Source organism: Pseudoduganella aquatica (assembly GCF_009857595.1).
GTDB lineage: Bacteria > Pseudomonadota > Gammaproteobacteria > Burkholderiales > Burkholderiaceae_D > Rugamonas > Rugamonas aquatica_A.
In genome coordinates this window covers 33726-54026 of sequence record NZ_WWCU01000004.1, presented here as the reverse complement: position 1 = coordinate 54026, position 20301 = coordinate 33726, and the positions used below count along the sequence as shown (strand labels likewise).

11 protein-coding genes are annotated in these 20301 nt (G+C 66.2%); 3 read left to right on the top strand and 8 right to left on the bottom strand.

The genetic code is table 11. The features are described from left to right. Positions 1–16: 16 nt before the first annotated feature. Entirely contained in the window at positions 17–2554 is a 2538-nt protein-coding gene (locus tag GTP77_RS05370) for a cation-translocating P-type ATPase (RefSeq protein WP_161071159.1), read from the top strand. 41 nt (positions 2555–2595) lie between these two features. Here GTP77_RS05370 and GTP77_RS05365 read toward each other — a convergent pair whose 3' ends face one another. The 5 genes from GTP77_RS05365 to GTP77_RS05345 form a co-directional block, all read right to left on the bottom strand. Beyond that, positions 2596–5181, bottom strand: coding sequence for a bifunctional aconitate hydratase 2/2-methylisocitrate dehydratase (locus GTP77_RS05365; protein ID WP_161071158.1), 2586 nt, complete (start codon positions 5179–5181; stop codon positions 2596–2598). A 150-nt stretch (positions 5182–5331) separates the two neighbouring features. Continuing rightward, positions 5332–7020: a serine hydrolase gene (locus tag GTP77_RS05360; RefSeq protein ID WP_161071157.1), complete on the bottom strand. Its 1689-nt coding sequence runs from the start codon at positions 7018–7020 to the stop codon at positions 5332–5334. 303 nt (positions 7021–7323) lie between these two features. Beyond that, the gene (locus GTP77_RS05355) at positions 7324–8610 is read right to left on the bottom strand and encodes a cyanophycinase (RefSeq protein WP_229202092.1); all 1287 of its coding nucleotides are present in this window, start codon (positions 8608–8610) and stop codon (positions 7324–7326) included. Positions 8611–8664: 54 nt separating this feature from the next. After that, positions 8665–11409 (bottom strand): TonB-dependent receptor, encoded by a 2745-nt coding sequence (locus GTP77_RS05350; protein WP_229202091.1) that lies wholly within the window; start codon positions 11407–11409, stop codon positions 8665–8667. An 85-nt stretch (positions 11410–11494) separates the two neighbouring features. Beyond that, positions 11495–12433 carry a MurR/RpiR family transcriptional regulator gene (locus GTP77_RS05345; protein ID WP_161071155.1) on the bottom strand — a complete coding sequence of 313 codons (939 nt, stop codon included), beginning with the start codon at positions 12431–12433 and terminating at the stop codon, positions 11495–11497. A gap of 161 nt (positions 12434–12594) precedes the next feature. On the opposite strand from GTP77_RS05345, the gene GTP77_RS05340 reads away from it, so the two are divergent. Continuing rightward, positions 12595–13725 (top strand): succinylglutamate desuccinylase/aspartoacylase family protein, encoded by a 1131-nt coding sequence (locus tag GTP77_RS05340; RefSeq protein ID WP_161071154.1) that lies wholly within the window; start codon positions 12595–12597, stop codon positions 13723–13725. Positions 13726–13732: 7 nt separating this feature from the next. Then, on the top strand, positions 13733–15118 hold the full coding sequence (locus GTP77_RS05335) for a YfcC family protein (protein WP_161071153.1): 1386 nt from the start codon (positions 13733–13735) through the stop codon (positions 15116–15118). A 166-nt stretch (positions 15119–15284) separates the two neighbouring features. Here GTP77_RS05335 and GTP77_RS05330 read toward each other — a convergent pair whose 3' ends face one another. The 3 genes from GTP77_RS05330 to GTP77_RS05320 are packed head-to-tail and all read right to left on the bottom strand — an operon-like array spanning position 15285 to position 20271. Then, positions 15285–16202, bottom strand: coding sequence for an alpha/beta hydrolase (locus GTP77_RS05330; RefSeq protein ID WP_161071152.1), 918 nt, complete (start codon positions 16200–16202; stop codon positions 15285–15287). A gap of 17 nt (positions 16203–16219) precedes the next feature. Next, positions 16220–17431 carry a DUF5009 domain-containing protein gene (locus GTP77_RS05325; protein ID WP_161071151.1) on the bottom strand — a complete coding sequence of 404 codons (1212 nt, stop codon included), beginning with the start codon at positions 17429–17431 and terminating at the stop codon, positions 16220–16222. Positions 17432–17445: 14 nt separating this feature from the next. Beyond that, positions 17446–20271 carry a TonB-dependent receptor gene (locus GTP77_RS05320; protein ID WP_161071150.1) on the bottom strand — a complete coding sequence of 942 codons (2826 nt, stop codon included), beginning with the start codon at positions 20269–20271 and terminating at the stop codon, positions 17446–17448. Between the last annotated feature and the right edge of the window lie 30 nt (positions 20272–20301).

Here is a 20301-nt window from a genome sequence, read left to right as displayed (position 1 = left end):
CTCCCGCGTGAACTCCATGAGCCAAACGTCCGAACAGCAGCATGCAGGCCTGGCCAGCGCGGAAGCGGCCCGCCGCCTGCTGCGCGACGGCCCCAACGCCATGCCCACGGACGGCGCAGGCTGGAAGCGCATCCTGGGCCGGACCGCGCGCGAACCCATGTTTGTGCTTCTGCTGGCGGCGGCCGTGCTGTACCTGATACTGGGCGAGCCGGCCGAAGGCATGGTGCTGCTGGCCATGTTCGCCGCCACGCTGGGCATGACCTTGTACCAGGAAGGCAAGACGGCGCGCGCGCTGGAAAGCCTGCGCAAGCTGAGCAATCCGCAGGCCCTGGTGCTGCGCGACGGCCAGCGCCGGCAAATCGACAGCAACGGGCTGGTGGAAGGCGACCTGCTCCTGCTGTCCGAAGGCGACCGCGTGCCCGCCGACGGCCAGCTCCTCTCCGGCCCCGGTCTGCTGTCCGACGAGTCGCTGCTGACCGGGGAAGCAGTGAGCGTGCCCAAGCAGCCGGTGGCCGAGCCGCTGCCGCCCGCCCCGCCCGGCGGCGACGGCCTGCCTTTCGTCTACGCCGGGAGCCTGGTGGTCCAGGGCCACGGCATGGTGCGCGTGACCGCCACCGGCCCGCGCAGCGCGGTCGGCGGCATAGGCGCCGCCCTGCATGGGCTGGAGCCCGAGGTCGCGCCGCTGCAGCGCCAGGTCCAGCAGCTCGCGGGCCGTTTCGCCGTGCTCGGCATGGGCCTGAGCGTGCTGCTGGTGCTGCTGGCCGGTTTCAAGCATGGGCAGTGGCTGGAAGCGCTCTTGGCCGGCATCGCCCTGGCCATGTCCGCCTTGCCCGAGGAGTTTCCCGTGGTGCTAACCGTGTTTCCGGCGCTGGGCGCCTGGCGGCTGGCGCACGCCAAGGTGCTGACCCGGCGCCTGGCCGCGCTCGACACCCTGGGCGCAGCCACCGTGCTGTGCATGGACAAGACCGGCACACTGACCGAAAACCGCATGGCGGTGGCGGCCCTGCAAACTGACGATGGACAGCGCCTGGACCTCGCTGCGCCAGGCTCGGCGCCAGCCCTGCCCGAAGCATTCCACCTGACGGCTGAATGCGCCGTGCTCGCCAGCAGCGCCGGCGCCGCCGACCCGATGGAACAGGCCATCCACCGCCTGGGCGCGGCGGCCCTGGCCGGCAGCGTCCACTTGCACCCGGACTGGAAATTGACGCATGAATACGGCTTCTCGCCGGCCACGCGCTGTGTTTGCCATGTCTGGCACAGCGGCAGCGGCTATGTGATGGCCGCCAAGGGCGCGCCGGAAGCGATCGCCGCGCTCTGCCGCATGAACGGGCCGGAAACGCGCGCCATGCAGCACGCCGCCGAGGCCATGGCAGCCAGCGGCTTGCGCGTGCTGGCGCTCGCCGGCTCGCGGACTGAAGCGATGCCGGCGGCGGGCTGGCCCGCCAGCGCGGCCAGCCTGGACCTGCAATACGCCGGCCTGATCGCCCTGCGCGACCCCTTGTGCGCCGATGTGCCCGCAGCGGTACAGGCTTGCCGCGCGGCCGGCGTGCGGCTGGTGATGGTGACCGGCGACTATCCCGCCACGGCGGCCGCGGTGGGCCGCCAGGCCGGCATGGAAGCCGGCGGCATACTGTCCGGCGACGAGATGGCGCAGCTGGACGACGCGGACCTGGCCGCGCGCCTGCGCAGCGTCAGCATCTGCGCCCGCATTGCGCCCGAGCAGAAACTGCGCATCGTGCGCGCCCTGCAGGCCGGCGGCGAGATCGTGGCCATGACCGGCGACGGCGTGAACGACGCGCCCGCCCTGCGCGCCGCCCACGTCGGCATCGCCATGGGCGGGCGCGGCACCGACGTGGCGCGCGAAGCGGCCGCCATGGTGCTGCTGGACGACCGCTTTGCCTCCATTGTGCAGGCCATAGCGGCGGGCCGGCGCATCTATGCCAATATGCGAAAGTCGCTGGCCTATGTGATGGCAGTCCATGCGCCGATAGCCGGCATGGCGCTGTTACCGGTGCTGCTGGGCTGGCCCATCGTGCTCTACCCCATGCACATCGTATTCCTGGAGCTGATTATCGACCCGGCCTGCTCGCTGGCGTTTGAAAACGAGCCGCCTGATCCTGACTTGATGCAGCGCCCGCCGCGCCAGGCCGGCGCGCCTATCTTCGGCCGCAAGGAACTCTGGCTGGCGATGCGGCAGGGCCTGTACACGCTGGCGCTGACCGTGGCGGCCTACGCTTGGGCCTTGTCCGCCATGCCGCCCGAAAGCGCGCGCACCATCGGCTTTGCAGTGCTAGTGACAGGCAACCTGCTGCTGATGCTGGCCAGCCGTAACAGCGGATCGGAGCGCCGCCTGCTGCTGCGCGGCGAGAACCGCATGCTCTGGACCTTGTGCGGCGCCGCAGTGGTGCTGCTGGCGGCGGCCATCTATGTGCCGCCTTTGGCCGGGCTGTTCCGCCTGGCGCCGCTGGGGCCAGGTGCGCTGGCCGCCGTGGCCGGCATAGGCGCGGTCCAGCTGGCAGTGCTTTCGCTGCCGCGAAATAAAAAAAGCCCCTGAAGCCAGGGGCTTCAGGGGCTCTTGTAGCGAAGAAGCTAGTCTTACACTCGCACGGAATCGGCCACGTTACGGAATTCTTCGATCTGGTCGAAGTTCATGTAACGGTAGATGTCGTCCGCGTTGTCGGCGATCACGCCGATGTGCGACATGTATTCCGCCTTGGTCGGAATGCGGCCCAGGGCCGAGCACACCGCTGCCAGTTCGGCCGAGCCGAGGTAGACGTTGGTGTCGATGCCCAGGCGGTTCGGGAAGTTGCGGGTCGAAGTCGACATCACGGTGGCGCCCTTGCGGATCTGCGCCTGGTTACCCATGCACAGCGAGCAGCCCGGCATTTCCATGCGCGCGCCGGTGCGGCCCAGGGTGCCGTAGTGGCCTTCGGAGGTCAGCACTTGCGCGTCCATCTTGGTCGGCGGAGCGATCCACAGGCGCACTGGAATATCGGACTTCCCTTCCAGTACCTTGGAGGCGGCGCGGAAGTGGCCGATGTTGGTCATGCAGGAACCAACGAACACGTCGTCGATCTTCGCGCCGGCCACGTCGCCCAGGGTCTTCACATCGTCCGGGTCGTTCGGGCAGGCCACCACCGGCTCGTGGATGTCGGCCAGGTCGATTTCGATCACGGCGGCGTATTCCGCATCCGCGTCCGGCGCCAGCAGCTCAGGGTTGGCCAGCCATGCTTCCATGGCCTTGATGCGGCGCTCCAGGGTGCGCTTGTCCAGGTAGCCGGTCGCGATCATCCACTTCATCAGCGTGATGTTCGAGTTCATGTACTCGATGATAGGCTCTTTATCCAGGTGCACCGTGCAGCCGGCGGCGGAACGCTCTGCCGACGCGTCGGACAGTTCGAACGCCTGCTCGACCTTCAGCTTGGGCAGGCCTTCGATTTCCAGGATGCGGCCGGAGAAGATGTTCTTCTTGCCCTTTTTGTCCACGGTCAGCATGCCCTGGCGGATGGCGTACAGCGGAATGGCGTTGACCAGGTCGCGCAGGGTGACGCCGGGCTGCATCTCGCCCTTGAAGCGCACCAGCACGGATTCAGGCATATCCAGCGGCATCACGCCGGTGGCGGCGGCGAAGGCCACCAGGCCGGAACCCGCAGGGAAGGAAATACCGATGGGGAAACGGGTGTGCGAGTCGCCGCCGGTGCCCACGGTGTCCGGCAGCAGCAGGCGGTTCAGCCACGAGTGGATCACGCCGTCGCCCGGACGCAGGGCCACGCCGCCACGGTTTTCAATGAAGGCCGGCAGTTCGCGGTGGGTCTTGACGTCCACCACTTTCGGGTAGGCGGCGGTGTGGCAGAAGGACTGCATCACCAGGTCGGCCGAGAAGCCCAGGCAGGCCAGGTCTTTCAGCTCGTCGCGGGTCATCGGGCCGGTGGTGTCCTGGGAGCCGACGGTGGTCATCTTCGGTTCGCAGTAGGTGCCTGGGCGGATGCCCTGGCCTTCCGGCATGCCGCATGCGCGGCCAACCATTTTCTGCGCCAGCGAGTAGCCGCGGCCGGTGTCGACCGGGTTTTGCGGCAGGCGGAACAGGGTCGACGGCGCCAGGCCCAGCGCTTCGCGGGCCTTGGTGGTCAGGCCACGGCCGATGATCAGCGGAATGCGGCCGCCGGCGCGCACTTCGTCGAACAGCACGTCGGACTTGACGGTGAATTCGGCGATGACGACGCCGTTTTTCAGCGCTTTGCCGTCATATGGACGCAGTTCGATCACGTCGCCCATTTCCATCTGCGACACGTCCAGTTCGATAGGCAGTGCGCCTGCGTCTTCCATGGTGTTGTAGAAGATCGGGGCGATCTTGGCGCCCAGGCACACGCCGCCGAAACGCTTGTTCGGGATGAAAGGAATGTCTTCGCCGGTGAACCACAGCACCGAGTTGGTGGCGGACTTGCGGGACGAGCCGGTGCCAACCACGTCGCCCACGTAGGCGACCAGGTTGCCCTTGGCTTTCAGCGCTTCCAGCTGCTTCAGCGGGCCGATTTTGCCCGGTTCTTCAGGATTGATGCCTGGACGCGGGTTTTTCAGCATGGCCAGCGCGTGCAGCGGAATGTCTGGACGGGTGGTGGCGTCCGGCGCCGGCGACAGGTCGTCGGTATTGGTTTCGCCGGAGACCTTGAACACGGTCAGGGTCAGGCTTTGCGGTACTTCAGGACGCGAGGTGAACCACTCGGCGTCGGCCCAGGACTGGATCACTTCCTTGGCGCGTGCGCTGCCCTGGTCGGCCAGCTCTTTCACGTCGTGGAAGTAGTCGAACATCAGCAGGGTCTTTTTCAGGCCTTCGGCCGCGACCTGGCCAACCACTGCGTCGTCCAGCAGGTCGATCATGGGCTTGATGTTGAAGCCGCCCAGCATGGTGCCCAGCAGGCGGGTCGCCAGTTCGCGCGACACCAGCGGGCTGGTTTCGCTGCCCTTGGCAACGGCGGCCAGGAAGGCGCATTTGACCTTGGCGGCGTCGTCCACGCCGGCAGGCACGCGGTAGGTGATCAGGTCGACCAGGAAGGCTTCTTCGCCGGCCGGCGGGTTTTTCAGGAGTTCGACCAGTTCCGAGGTCTGGGCAGCGGAAAGCGGCAGCGCGGGAATGCCGAGGGAAGCACGTTCGGCGACGTGGTCGCGGTAGGCAGCTAGCATGAAAAACTCCTTCAGTTTTGGTTAATAGCGGCGGACGCCGGGACGCATCCGCCAGTTCTGTACGCTATTGTACCTCAACAACTCTTCTATAAGACATAAGACAAACTAAAGGTGTACTTTTTTCCTCACAGCCGCCGGTCCGCCCCCGCCTTACTTAACCAGCGGCGCCGGCATGGTGCGCCCGCCCTGGTTCAGCACCAGCACATGGCTGCCGTCCGGGTTCTTGGTGAAATTGACCTGGGCATCGACAACCTTGACAAAAAAGTTAGTGTCGCTGGTGGCAAACAATTCGAACGGCGGCTGGTTGGTGGCCTGGGCGATGAACTTCTCTCCCTCGCGCCGCACCTCGATAATGAAGTTGGGCGCCAGCTGGTATTTGCCGACGTAGCTGTCCAGCACCGCCGGCGCGACCTTGACTTCAACCCGCGCCGGCAGCGCGGCGGCGTCACCGGTGCGCGGATAGACGGTCGAATTGCCGTCCCGGGACACGGTCACCCGCGTGACGGCGCCCTTGGCGTCGCGCGCAAAATCTGCGGTGATCAGCGATTTGCCGACGAAGAAGCCATTCTCCGAATGCGGGCGCAGCAAGGTGGTGTTGCCGCCGCTGCGCGCCATCGACAGCCGTCCGTTCTCGACGCGGATGGTGCGCGTTTCAGGGCCAGGGCCGCCGTACACGCCGGCGAAGGCCGCCAGCGCCTTGGCGTCCAGCGTGATCTCCTTGTATTCGGTGTAGGGTTTGCCGATGGCCAGCGCGGCCGCCTTCATGGCCATCATCTCCGGCGCCACGTTGCCGGAATCGGCATTGCCCAGCACGACCACATACACCTTCTCCTGCGGCAGGCGCAGGGCGTAAGTGGCGAAACCGTTGATGCCGCCGCCGTGCCCTATCATCGGGCTGCCCTTCAGGTTGCCGATGGCCCAGCCATAGCCATAGTTGGTGGATTTGCCGTCCGCCAGCGTGTACGGGGTAAACGCCATTTTCCAGCTGGCCGGCTTGAGCAGCTTGCCCTGCGCGATCGCCTGGTCCCAGCGGTTCAAGTCGTCCACGGTCGACACCAGGGAGCCCGCCGCATACGGCAGCGCCATGCTCAGCGGAGCGGAAGGCTCGAAGGCGTCGCCCTTCTTGCTGTAGCCGGCCGCGCGCAGCGGCGGCGTACGCTCGTAGCCTTCGTAGGCGGTCTGGGTCATGCCCAGCGGGACGAAGATGCGCTGTTCGACAAACTTGGCGTAGCTCTGGCCCGAAATCTTTTCGATAATCGCGCCGAGCAGGAAATAGCCCGAGTTGTTGTAGGCGTAGCGCGAGCCCGGCTCGAACTCCAGCGGGTCGTTCTTGAAGGTGTCTATCATCTGCGCCACCGTCAGATCGGTGTTCATGGCGGCCATGAAACCGGGCTTGCTGGTGTAGCTGACGATGCCCGAGGTATGCGTCAGCAGGTGTTCGATCGTGATCCTCTTGCCCTTCGTCGGATAGTCCGGCAGGTGCTTGGTGATGTCATCCTGGACCGACAGCTTGCCCTCGTCGGCCAGCATCAGGATGGACACGGCGGTGAACTGCTTGGTGATCGATCCCAGGCGCAGCGACATCTCCGGCGTCATGGCCTGCTTCTTCTCGATATTGGCCATGCCGTAGGCCTTGCGCAGCAGCGGCTTGCCATCACGCGCCACCAGCACGGTGATGCCGGGATCGGTGGCCTTGTAGTTGGAACCGATGACGGCGTCGAAGCGCTCAGCGAACGATGGGTCAGCCGCGGCCGCGGCCACCGGCGCCTCCTGCGCGGCGAGGTAGGGCGTTTGCAGCAGGATCAGCGTGGCGACGAAGATGGCCGAAGGCTTGAACATGTATTTTGACTCCTTGGATTGAAGTGGCGGCCGCACTATGCGGAAGGCCCGGGAATCATAATATATTTTTTGCAAGCCGTGACCAGCGGGCAATGCGACGAACCAGCTTGAAACCCTGGTCCGCCATGGCGCAGCCCAGCACCGTGCGCAGCCTGTGCACGCCACCCAGGCCGCCCACGGGTACTTCGGCGCCGCACCGTGCGCGCGGGGCTGGCGGACACGGGGAGCGGGGGCCGGCACGTCCCCGAAAAGATCTGCTCAAACATCAAGTCACTCCTCGTATATCGTTCAGTCTTATCCAGGTCAACGCGTCTGCAGCTCGCGCCGCATGGGCAGCGGCACGATGTCCAGCCGCACGTCGCGGATGGAGTATGCGGAGGAAGTGGATGAAGGATAGGCGAGCGTCTGCGGCGTGCGCGTGAAGCGGAAGCCGAAGGCGGTTTCAGGTGCGGTGCTGCGCGGATCGCCGCTGGCCAGGCCAAAGGCTTCCTGCTGGTCGCTATCGACCAGGCGCTCCATCAGGTCCAGCACTGCGTTGTTGCCCAGGATGTCATTGCTGTACAGCGGCCCCTTGTTCGAGGGCGGATCGCCGGCTGCGATGGCGGCTTCCTTGTCCGGCCCGGGCTTGTGCACGCCCGTGGCCAGGTCCAGCTGGTCGCCGTGATCGAGGTAGCTCAGCTTGACCGCGCGCGCGCCGAATGCGCCGGCCACCGGCGCAGCCGCCGCTTCCGACAGGTCCACCATCAGCACGCCCTTGTAGCCTATCACCTCGGCCTGGCGCTGCTGCCGCACCACCAGCGCGCTGTTCTCGTCCACGCCGAAGCCCACACGGTAGCCCTTGTTCATCATGGCCGGCACCATGCGCGCCAGCCGTCCACGGATCAGGAAATGCTGGTCGATGAAAACGCCGCCGCCGATGAAGCCCAGGCCCGGCGACAGCGATTTTTCAGGCTGCAGGCCGCGCCGCAGCGCGTCCCACACCGGCGGCGCGTCGTCGAACATGGTGGTGCTCATGATGGCTGCGCCGGCGCTGGTGCCTGCCACCATGCCGCCACGGCGGTACATGTCCCACATGGCCTTCAGCGCAGCCGTCCTGCTGCCGTCCGCGCGCAGCAGCGCTTGCGTGATGCGGCCCTGGTCGCCGCCGGCGAAATACACGCCGCCGGCTTCGCGTATGCGCTGCGCCAGCGCCGCGTCCTCGGCGGCCTGGCGGTAGTCGCTTCCCGCCATGCGCGGCGCAATGGGGGCGATGAACGGATCGGCGCCGTAGCGGCGCAGCGCAGCTGCAATCTGCTCGCCGGAACGCGCGGGGTTGCCTGCGGCGGTGGGCAGCACGGCGATGCGCGCGCCCGGTCCGCCGGACAGCGCCACGATGCGGGACCAGACGTCGGCATTGTCGGCGCGCAGTGCGCCGCCCACGATGACCAGCGTGCCTGCCGGGGCGGCGGCCGGCTCCGACGATGCAGCGGCAACGGCAGTGGCAGCGGCAGCGGCAGCGGCTTCCACCCCGAACGCAGCGCCCGGCAACAGCATGCATGCCGCCATGGCCGCAATAGCCGGCACCGCACGGCCGGCAAACTTGATAACCATCCGGTTCTCCTAGATTAAGCCGCGCCGACGGAGCCGCCGGCGCGGTCTGCCATTCTAGCGGAAGCTGTAACTCACGCTGGCAAAAGCGCTGCGTCCGCGCGGGTCCGTATAGGTCGGATCATAGCCAGCCAGGAAGTAATAAGCCTGGTTGGAATACGGGGGCGCGGTGTCCGCCAGGTTCAGCACGCCGGCGCGCAGCTTGAGCTGCTTGCTCAGGCTCCAGCTGGCGGTCAGGTCCCACAGCGAATAGGCCTTCACGCGGCGCGACGGCAGCACCTTGTCGCTGGCCGGGTCATACGTGGTGTTCTGGTCCTGGTAGCCGGACGAGAACTGGTTCGCCAGCGTTACGCTCGCCGGTCCCTGGTCCCAGCCGAAGCTGATGCGGTGGCGCCAGCGCTGTATCACCTGGTCGTTCAGGAACAGGCCCAGATTGCTGCGGGTGGCCTCCAGGGGGCCGAACTGGCGGTCGTATTTGACGATCAGCGTACCGCTCAAATTGCTGCTGAAACGGCCCACGCTGGTCTGCGCGCCCTTGTAGTCATAGCCCAGGTCCAACCCGGCGGTATTGAGCTTGCCCTGGTTTTCCTTCTGCAGCAGGATGTTGGTGATAAAGCCGTCCGCATCGCGCTGGATGTACTTGCCGTTGTACTTGGCCGGATTGTCGACGATGATCTGCTCGCCCAGCGTGCTGATGACGTCGGACTTGCGGATGTTCCAGTAGTCGGCGCTGAAGGACAGGCCCGCGCCCGCGTCCAGCACCGCGCCCAGCGAGAACTGGCGCGACTTTTCCGGCTTCAGGTTGGGGTTGGAGCGGCGCTCCACCGGCCATTGGTCGGTACAGCCGTCTATGCTGTCCAGGCCCTGCTTCACGCACTGCGGGTCGGTCAGGAAGCTGGACGCGCTGCCGTAGGTGGTGGGACGCTTCAGGTCCGCCAGCGACGGCGCGCGGAAGCCGGTGCCGGCCGAACCGCGCAGCACAAGTTCGCGCGCAGGCTGCCAGCGCACGCCCAGCTTGGGATTGGTGGTGGAGCCCACTTCGCTGTAGCGGTCGTGGCGCAGCGCGGCCTGCAATTCGAGCTGCTTGGTAAGCGGCGCGTTGATTTCGGCGTAGGCCGAGCGCACGGTGCGGCTGTCGTCCGTGGCTTTCAGGTCGGTGGTCGATCCCGCAGCCAGGCCGGAATCGCGGTCGCCTGCGATGTTATTCGACAGCAGCAGCTTGGACGGCGTGAACGTGGTGTGCTCGCGCCGCAGTTCTGCGCCCAGCGCCAGGGCCAGGTCGCCTCCCTCCAGCGCCATCAGGGCTTTGGACATCTTGCCGTCCAGCGCAGTCGACGTGCCCCTGGATTTGCGCGCCTCGTCATTGACCTTGATGCTGTTGATCAGGTCGCGCCCCGCCTGGCTGGACGGGCCGAAGGGGTTGATGGCGCCGGAGCGCACGCCCGCCTCGAAGCGGTCGTAGAGCACATAGCCGTCCACGTATTTGTCCACCGCCTTGTTCTCGGCGCGGGACAGGCCTGCGTCGTAGTCCCAGCCGCCCAGCGTGCCGTTCGCGCCCAGCACCAGGCGCTGCGCGTCGCTGGTCACTTCGTTGCTGCGGTTGCCCGCCTCCGTCATGCGGTAGCGGATGCCGCTGAAGGTCGTCGGCAGGCCCGATCCGGTCAGCGCGGCACGGTATTTTTCCGGCAGCAGGCTGACCGGCAGATTGCGGATGCGCTGCGGATTGGGGCTGAGCACATAACGGCTCTCGGCCTGCGACTGCACCAGTTCGAAGAACAGCTGGTTGTCCGCATCCAGCTGCAAGGTGGCGCGGCCGACGAAGCCGATCTTGCTCGCTTCCGGGTAGATCTCGGTGTCTTCCATGTAGTCGTAGCTGCAACCGAGCTTGCCGCCCGGGCCGGAAGGCGCGTACACCGTGGCCGGCGGCGCGCAGTCCGGCGCGGCCGGGTTGATGCGGGTGGCGGTGCTGCCCACAGCCAGCACACCGGCCTTGATCAGCGCATTGCGCTGCGCGGACGAGATGTCGATATTGGCCGGATAGGTGTTGCTGGACATGAGCGCGGGCAGATTGGCCGCCAGCGGACGCTCCTTGATGAAGTCGCGCTGGCCGGAGCGCAGCGAGTCCAGCTTCTGCACGTCCAGCACGCCGAACACGTTGAAGCGGTCCGTGGCCAGGCTGCCGAAGCCGCCGCTGACGCTGGCCGTGCGCTTGCCCGCGCCGCCTTCCTGCGTGCCTGCCGCCGAGGCGTTCAGGTCCAGGCCAGTGTAGTCCTTACGGGTGATGAAATTGATCACGCCGCCGATGGCGTCGGTGCCGTAGATGGCCGAAGCGCCGTCCTTCAGCACTTCCACACGCTGGATGGCCCCGGCCGGGATGTTGTTCAGGTCCACGCCCGCGTTGTCGCCGGGCGAGGCAAAGTTGGCCAGTCGGCGGCCGTTCAACAGCACCAGCGTGGAGGACACGCCGATGCCGCGCAGGTTGGCGCCGTTGAAGCCGCGCTGGCCCGAGGTGCCGTCCGTGATACTGGCGCCGTCCGACAGCGGCGCCGTGTTGGCGCTGATGTTCTTCAGCAGCTCGGCGGCCGTGGTCACGCCGGACTTGTCGATGTCTTCGCGCTTGATCACCTGCACCGGCAGCGCCGTTTCGGCGTCGATGCGCTTGATGGAGGAGCCGGTGATTTCCACCCGCTGGATCGCCTGGGCCGGCGCGGCGCTCTGCGCATGGGCGCCGGCGGCAGCCGCACCCAGGCCGACGGCCAGCGCCAGGCGTATGGAACAGGACAGCACATTTGCTTTGGGCATGGCTCCGCCCGTCTCGTGACACAGACTCATTGCAACTCCCTTGGATTTTAGTTGTGGATACCGCTGTTGGAACCGCTTGCGCCTCTTATCTGGCGTTCTTTTTTGGCCGCGCGGGCAAGGCCGCGTCGGCGCCGTAGAGGTAGGCCGAAATTGCTTCGGTCAGGCGGGCGGCCTTCTCCACATTGTCCTTGTTTGAAACCATGAGCGACACCACCAGCGCTTCGATCAGCGCCACTGCCGCCGTCGAGCTGCTGGGCAGCACCGGATGGCTGCTCTGCGCGTACAGCACGTGGTCCGCCAGCTCAGCCAGCGGCGAGGCCGGCGAGTCCGTCAGCGAAACAATGCTGGCCTGGCGGCTGCGCGCGAAATTGGCCAGCCTTATCACGTCCAGCGCATAGCGCGGGAAAGAAATCACGATCAGCACATCCTTGGCGGTGATGGTGGCCAGGTGGCCGGCCGCCACTTCGGTGCCGCCATGCCCCGCCACTTCCACCACGTGCGGACAGAAAGGCTGCAAATGCATGGCCAGCAGGCCGGCCAGGTGGGTGGACAGGCCGAAGCCCATCACATAGACCGTGCCTGCGCGCGTCAGCTTGTGCACCACCTTGTCCATTTCGCTCAGCGCCAGGCCCTTGCCGGTGGCGCCGATATTGGCGGCGGCGAATTCCAGGCTCTCGGTGGCGGGCGACGCCGCGCCTTCGCGCCGCTCTATATTGTTGCGCAGCTTTTCCACCGGCTGCAGCACGCCCTGCAGAACCTCGGCCACCGCGCCGCGCATGGCCGCGTAGTTCTTGAAGCCGATGTCGCGCGCAAAGCGGCTGATGGTGGCGGTGGACACCTGGCAGCTCTCGGCCAGTTCTTCAATGCCCAGCGCCGTCACGCGCACCTGGTTGCGCAGCAGGTAGTCCGCAATGGTCCGGTAGGAGGACGACCCCTCGCCAAGCACGCGTATCAGCGCCTGGCCCAGCTCAGAATGGGCGAAGGCCACTTCGGGCGACTGCGATTCGTGGGCGGACTTTTTCATACGGCGTATTCCTGTTGCGATCATCGATAGCGCAACTGTACGCATAACAAAAACAAAACTCAAACATTTTCTGTAAATTTATTTACATGAATTTACTTTGTGAAAAAATTGCTACATAATCGGCCGCACTTCAACACTCAGGTCCACAAAAAAGGCACACCATGCGAACAGAAAAACACATTATTTCGGCGCCCCAGAGCAGCGCCCGGTTCGAGCTCACCGCTTACCGCTTCGGCACGCCGGGCAGCGGCAGGAAGGCCTACATCCAGGCGGCGCTGCATGCGGACGAAGTGCCCGGCATGCTGGTGGCGCAGTTCCTGCGCAAGCAGCTGGAGGCGCTGGAGGCGGAGGGCAAGGTGCGCGGCGAAATCATCCTGGTGCCGGCGGCCAATCCCATCGGCCTGTCGCAAGCTATCCACGGCGCGCCGTTCGGCCGCTTCGACCTGGGCACGGGCGTCAACTTCAACCGGGCCTACAAGCATGTGGCGGAGGAGCTGAAAGTCGCGCTGCATGGCCGGCTCGGCGCGGACGCAGAAGACAATGTGCGCGCAATACGCCGGGCCGCGCTGGAGTCGGTGGCGGCATGGCAGCCGCGCTCGGACGGCGAGGCGCACAAGAAGCTGCTGCTGGAAATGGCCATCGACGCGGACATTGTGCTGGACCTGCATTGCGACAACGAGGCCGTGCTCCATATCTACGCCGGCACGCCGCTGGCGGACCCGGTGGCGCCGCTAGCGCGCCTGATGGGCGCGCACGCCGTGCTGCTGTCCACCGCCGCCGGAGGCGACCCGTTCGATGAAGCATGCAGCCGCCTGTGGTGGGACTTGCAGGCCCACTTCGGCGACGCCACCCCCATTCCGCCGGCCTGCATGGCCGCCACGGTGGAACTGCGCGGAGAGATGGACGTGGGCTACGAACTGGCGCAACAGGACGCAAACGCGCTTCTGCGCTTCCTCGCGGGCGCGGACGTGCTGGCCGGCGAACCGGACGCCCTGCCCCTGCCGCTGCCTTTGGCATTGTGCGCCGCCACGCCGCTGGAAGGCGTTGAGCCCCTGCTGGCGCCGCACGCGGGCGTGCTTGTGTACACGCGCGCCCTGGGGGAACGGGTGCGCGCAGGGGACGCGCTGGCGGACATCATCGACCCCGCCAGCGGCGCCGCCACTACCGTGCGCTGCACCGTGGACGGCGTGTTCTTCGCCCGCAGCGCGCACCGCCATGTGCTGCGCGGCTGGAACATCGGCAAGGTGGCGGGCGCACAGGCCTTCCGCTCCGGCGACCTGCTCAGCCAATAGGAATGCCATGAAACTGCGCCTCCCCAACACCTACGTACTGGTCTTCGCCATCCTGGCGCTGATCGCCCTGTCCACCTGGATTATCCCGGGCGGCAAATACGACACCCACCTGGTCAACGGCAAGCAGCTGATCAACCCGGCCACCTTCCACTACATTGACAGCAACCCTCAAGGCCTGCCCGCGCTGCTGATGGCGCCCATCAGGGGCTTTGCCGAAGCGGGCCTGATCATCGGCTTCATCCTCATCGTCGGCGGCGCCTTCGCCGTTCTGCAAAAGACCGAAGCCATCGACGCGCTGATCAAATCCATCGCCCGCGCGCACGAGCACTCGCGCTTTGTGCGCGCAGCGCTGATCCCGGTCTTCATCACCCTGTTCTCGCTGGGCGGGGCGACATTCGGCATGAACGAGGAAGCGATTCCCTTCATCCTCATCTTCGTTCCGCTGGCGCTCGCGCTGGGCTACGACACCATCACCGGCGTATCGATTCCCTTCCTCGGTTCGCAGGTTGGCTTCGGGGCCGCCTTCCTTAACCCGTTCAACGTCGGCATCGCACAAGGTATCGCCGGCGTGCCGGTGTTCTCCGGCCTGCACTACCGGCTGATCTGCTGGCTGGCGGCGACGGCCATCACCGCGCTCTTCCTTATGTGGTACGCGGCCCGCATCAAGCGCCACCCGCAACTCAGCCCCACCTACCTGCTCGACCTGGAAAAACGCGCCGAAAACCAGGGCGGCCTGGCCAGCCTGGAAGGAATGACGGCCAAACACAAGCTGGTACTGTGGGTATTTGCCGCATCGCTCGCGGGCATGGTGCTGGGAGTGGTGCAGTTCGGCTGGTATATAGAACAGATCGCCGCGCTGTTCCTGGTGATGGGCATTGTCATCGGCGTAATCGGCGGCCTGGATTCGGACGGGCTGGTGGCGGCCTTCGTGCACGGCGCGCGCGACCTGGTGGGCACTGCGCTGATCATCGCGCTGGCTCGCGGCACCATGATACTGGCACGCGACGCCAATATTATCGACACCATGCTGCACGGCCTGATGCCGCTGGTGCAGTCCTCCAGCCCCGTGTTCGCCGCGCAGAAAATGTTCGGCATCCAGACCGTGATCAACTTCTTCATCCACTCCGGCACCGGCCAGGCCTCGCTGACCATGCCCATCATGGCGCCGCTGGCGGACCTGGTGGGCATCACGCGACAGACCGCCGTCCTGGCCTTCCAGTTCGGCGAGCTGACCACCGCCATCATCCCCACGTCCGGCATCACCGTCGGCGTGCTTGCGCTGGCGCGCGTGCCCTGGATTACCTGGGCCAGGTGGCTGCTGCCGCTGCAGCTGGCCTACGTGGCCATGGCCTTGCTGCTGCTGATTCCACCGAGCCTATCGTCCTGGAGCTGAGGCGGTGTCTGCCTGCGCATGGCTTTTTCATAAGCGCCTTTGCAAAAAATCGCAACAACGCGCACCCCGCGCGGCAGGCATACTTCAATCCGTTCGTATCTTCTCTGACGCCTGAGTAACCTCTAACTCAGGCGTGTTCCGCGCCAGGCACAGCCTGGCGTTTTTTTTACCGTTCAAGAAAGCGCCACATGCCATCCCAGGCGCGCCCCACGTCCCGCGCGGTGAACTGGCCGTGATTGGCGCCGGGCAGCGGCAAGAGCACATTGCGCACGCCGGCGCGCGACAGCGCTTCATGCAGCGCCGCCGATTGCGCAAACGGCACAACCGGGTCCGCCGTGCCGTGTATCGTGAACACCGGCGGCAGGCCTGGCCGAACATGGCGCAGTGGCGATACGCTGGCGGCGAGCCCTTCACGGTCCGCCGCGCCGCCCAGCCACTCGACTGCGAAATTGCGCTTCCCTTCGCCACTCAACAGCGCCGCCACGTCGCTGACGCCAAACCAGTTCACCACCGCCGCTATCCGTGGAGCTGCCTCGGCGCCGCCGTTCCAGCGCACCGAATCTCCCCCGGCGCAGGCGCGGTCCAGGGGCGACTCGGCAGGCAGCATGGCGGCGATCAGCGCCAGATGCCCGCCGGCGGAATCGCCCGACAACACGATGGATGATGTGTCTATGCCATAGCCGCCACCCTGGCGCGCCAGCCACTTCACGGCGCAGCGCGCATCCTCCACGGCAGCGGGCGCCGGCGCAACGGCGGCCGTGCGGTAATCGACATTGGCCACCGCGTAGCCGCGCGCGAGCCAGGGAAGCAGCAGCAGCGCGGCCTGCTCCTTGCGGCCCGATACCCATCCGCCGCCGTGGAAGTAGACCACCAGGCCGGGCTTCACCGCTGGGGCGCGGGGCAGATACAGGTCCAGCTTCAGCTCCGTGCCGGACGCCACCCGGTAGACCAGGTCCGGCTTGACGCCGTAGGCATAGCCGGCGTATTCGGCAAAACCCGCGCTTTCCTGCGCGGTGCCCTGGCCGGGAACCAACGCAGACAGCAACGCCCATGCCGCCACCCGGCGGCGCATCTCCTTGCGCATGCTCTTCTCCGTTGAAATTACAGTTTCAGTTCGAGGCCGCGACGCGCGCACCAGGCGGCAAACCAGCACAAGGCCAGCGTGTAGACCAGCGCCCTGCCCACCCCCACCCATGGCGCCATGGTCCACTCCTGTATCAAGGCGCCCAGGCCGGTGAGCAGCAGCAAGGGCTTGAGCAGCGCCTGCACGCCGGCATACACCAGCAGCGGATTGCGGCCTGCGCCGGCGGCGATCCGCGCCTTCCAGTCCAGCCGCTCCACCAGCAGCGACAAGGCGGCCAGCAGCAGCGCCCCGGCCGCAACGCCGCCCGCGTAATAGCTCAGCGTGGCCCTGCCCTTCTGGATGCCGCCTTCGTACGGGTTGAGCGCAAAGGCCAGCAGCAGCGCCCAGCAGCCCCATTGCGCCAGCATGCGCCACGGCGCCTCGTCCTGCCGCAGCTTGAGCAGCATGTCGCCCGCCAGGGTGCCGGGGATAACGATGAACAGATACTGCAGGAAGGCCGTCTGCATCAGCTCAGGCCAGGGCGACGCCTGCCAGAGCCAGTGCGCCCAGCCCGGCTCACCGTGCCCCAGGCGCAGCGCCAGCAGCAGGGCCAGGAACAGCAGCCGCAGCTCGGGCCGCGTGCGCGTGGCCAGCCACAGCAAGCCTGCGGCCAGCGCGGCATTGGCCAGCACCAGCATGATGATGTCGCTGCGGGCGATGGAGAACGGAGCGCCGTGCGCGTCGCGGAACAGCGCCATAAGCACGGCGGCGCCTGCAAGGCCGGCGGCGCGCACGCCCAGCTGTGCGGCACGGCTCCAGTGGCGCGGCAGGCGGGCCAGCAGCGGGAACAGCAAGGAAAAGCCGGCCAGCGCGAACAGCGCGCCCTGCCACGGCTCGGGGAAATGAACGATATGAGGGGCGATATGGCGCACGTAGATGGCGAAGGCCGCCATCATCGCGGCACGCTGCACCACGCCCGCCGCCAGTTGGCGGCACGACAGGCCTTTGCGGGCCTGCGCGTCCAGCGCGAGCGGCAACGCCACGCCCATGGCAAACAGGAACAGGGGAAAGATCAGGTCGACCCAGGTGATCCCCAATACCGTGGGCGCAAAAACATGGCTGGGCGGCGGGTTCTGCGCATGGTACATCCACCACGGCAGAACCCCGGACGGCAGCAGGCCGGAAAGCACCATGCCCGCCATCGCCAGGCCGCGCAGCGCATCGAGGGCAGGGTTGCGGTCGGCAGCCATCCCCTTGCCCCGCCTTAGTAGCGCGCCTTCAGGCTGAGGTAGAACTGGCGGCCGTTGGCATAGAAGCCCAGCGGCATCTCCTCGGTGATGGCGTAGTAGCGGCGCACCGGATTGAGCAGGTTGCTGCCGTCCAGCGTGAGCGACAGCGTGTCGTTCAGCTTGTAGCTGACCGATGCGGACAGCGAGCCTTGCGCGGCGGCGTAATTGGCGCCGGTGCGCACCAGCGTGGTCGGGTTGACGGTGTCCACGCCGTTGCCTGAGAAGCCGATCGAGTACCTGGTGCGGTAGTTCCACGCCAGGCTGGCGCTGAACTTGTTGTCCTCGTAGATGGCGCGCAGGTTGTAGGTGTACTTCGAGGTGTACACCAGCGGGATGCCCGCTTCATCCTTGCTGCTCACGTAGGTGACGTTGCCCAGCAAGCCGAAGCCGGCGCCGATGGGATGTTCCGCCGACAGCTCGACGCCGTTCAGCTTGGCCTTCTTGCCGCTGAAGGAGGACACCGTGTAGTCCGAATACGAGGTCGCCGCGTCCTTGGTGTTGGCGAACTTGGTGATATCGAACAGGCGCTGGATGGAGGTGCCCGGCTTCACGTAGTCGTGGATGTGCTGCGTGAAGATGCTGCCCGCTACATAGGCGCGCGGCGCGTAGTACCAGCCCAGCGAAGCGTCCACGTTGTTGGACGTGATCGGCTTCAGGTAAGGATTGCCCGCCGACGCGGTCAGCGTGGTGTCGTTCACGCCGGACAGCGAACCGGCTAGCTGGCTGAAGTTCGGACGGCCCAGCGTGCGCGACGCCGAGAAGCGGCCGATCAGGTTGTGCGCCACGTCCCAGCGCAGGTTCAGGCTGGGCAGCAGGTTGGTGTAGGTGTTCTCCACCGTGCCGGGCAGGTAGCCGGTCAGGCGCGACGAGGTGATGGCGCCTGCCGACACCAGCGTGCCCGTGCCCGGCGTGCAGGCAGTGGACAGCGCTGGACAGGCTTGGGCGTTGTTGTTCAGCGAGCGGTAGAAGTCGGACTTGACCTCGGTGCGCACCCAGCGCAGGCCCGCGTTGCCGCTGACGCTGCCCATCTCGAATTCCTGCATCGCGTAAGCGGCGCGGTTGCCTTCCTTGATGGTGGCGCTGGAACCCCAGTTCTTGTTCAGCACCGGATCGTAATTGAGGTTGGCATTGCCCCAGTCGATCAGCGTCTGCGTGTCGTAGCGCGGCAGGTTGCGCGGGAAGTTGCCGCTCAGTTCACTGGCGTAGTCGCCGGGGAAGGTCTGCGTCGGCAGAGCCCAGGTGGCGTATGGATAGTTGGCGTCCATATTGGCTTGCGACGCGCCGCCGTTGCCCACGCCGGGCTTGTTGTACAGGCCGGAGACGCTGACCTTGTCGTTGATGTGCGAGCTGCCGCGCAGGCCGAATTTGGCCGTGGTCAGCACGCCCGTGTCCAGGCGCAGCGCGGCGTCCAGGTGGCCGTAGTCTTCCTTGTCCACCGTGTAGATGGCCGCGCCCACGTTGGGCAGCAGGCGGTAGTTCTTCATATTGGACAAGTCGGTGCCGGTCACCGCCCAGTCGGCCGGCGCGCGGCCGTCGTCATTGAGCTTGTAGGTCACGCCCTTGTCGAAGATTTCGTACAGCGCGCCGGGCTGGCCTGCGGTTTCGCCGGTGCCCTTGGTGGAGCCGGCCTTGCCGCTCACGGTCAGCGTGCTGGTCGGCTTCCACTTCACGTCGATATCGTAATAGCCGGCGGTGGACTTGGCGCCGGTGCGCGCCTGGTGCGCGAACTGCAGCGTGTTGCCGTCCTTGCGGGCCGGGTTGGGCAGGATGGTCGCGGCGGTAATGACGTCGCCGACGATGGTGTAGTCCTTGATCAAGCCGCCGTTGTTGACGATGGTGGCCAGTTCGGCGAAGGCCGAGGTGTTGTAGTTGTCCGCGGACAGCGAGGACTTGAACACGTTCAGGTTCACGTCCAGCGCGCTGTTCGGCTTGAACTGCAGGCCCACATAGCCGCCCTGCCGCTCGCGCACGCCTTCAAAGAAGGCGGAGTTCAGCTGGTTGGGCAGGCGCTTGCCTTTCAGCGCCGCGTCGCCGCCCTTGGTCGGATCGGCCGCAGCCTGGGTGCTCAGGTATTGGCCCTGGCCGAAGTTTTCCTGGCCGTCGCGGCGCAGATGACGCTCTTCCTTGAAGGCCTGTACCAGCACGCCCATGGTGCCGGCTTCGTTCTTCCAGTTCAGCAGGCCGCTCAGCTGGGGGTCGGTGGTGCCGGCCAGCGTGGAATGGGCCATGCCGAGCGACACTTCGCCCACCAGTCGCTTCTTCTGGTCCAGCGGACGGCGCGTGATGATGTCCACGTTGCCGGCGATGCCGCCTTCAACGATGTCTGCGCGGCCGTTCTTGTAGACGATGGCCTGGCCGATCAGCTGCGAAGGCAGCATGCCGAAGCTGATGCCGCGCGTGTTGGTGTTCTGGTCGCCGATGTACCAGTCGCCGGAGCTGAGGGAGTGGCCGTTCAGCGTGGTCAGGTTCAGGAACGGCGGCGTGCCGCGAATGGCGATGCGTTCCGCTTCGTCGAAGGCCAGTGCCGAGTTGTAGGTGATGTTGACCCCGGCCAGGCGGGACAGCGAGTCCGCGATATTCTTGTCCGGCATTTTGCCGATGTCCTCGGCCGTCACCACTTCAATATTGCTGTCCGCGTTCTTCTTGACGTTGATCGACTTTTCCAGCGAAGCGCGTATGCCGGTTACTTCGACCGACTGTACGGCCGCAGCGGGCGCCTGCGTCTGCGCATGGACCGGCATGGCCAGGCCCAGCAACGCTATGGAAACCGAAGCTGCAATCGGGGTCTTCTTCAAATTCATCCACCATTCTCCCAGGAGTTATTTTTCTAC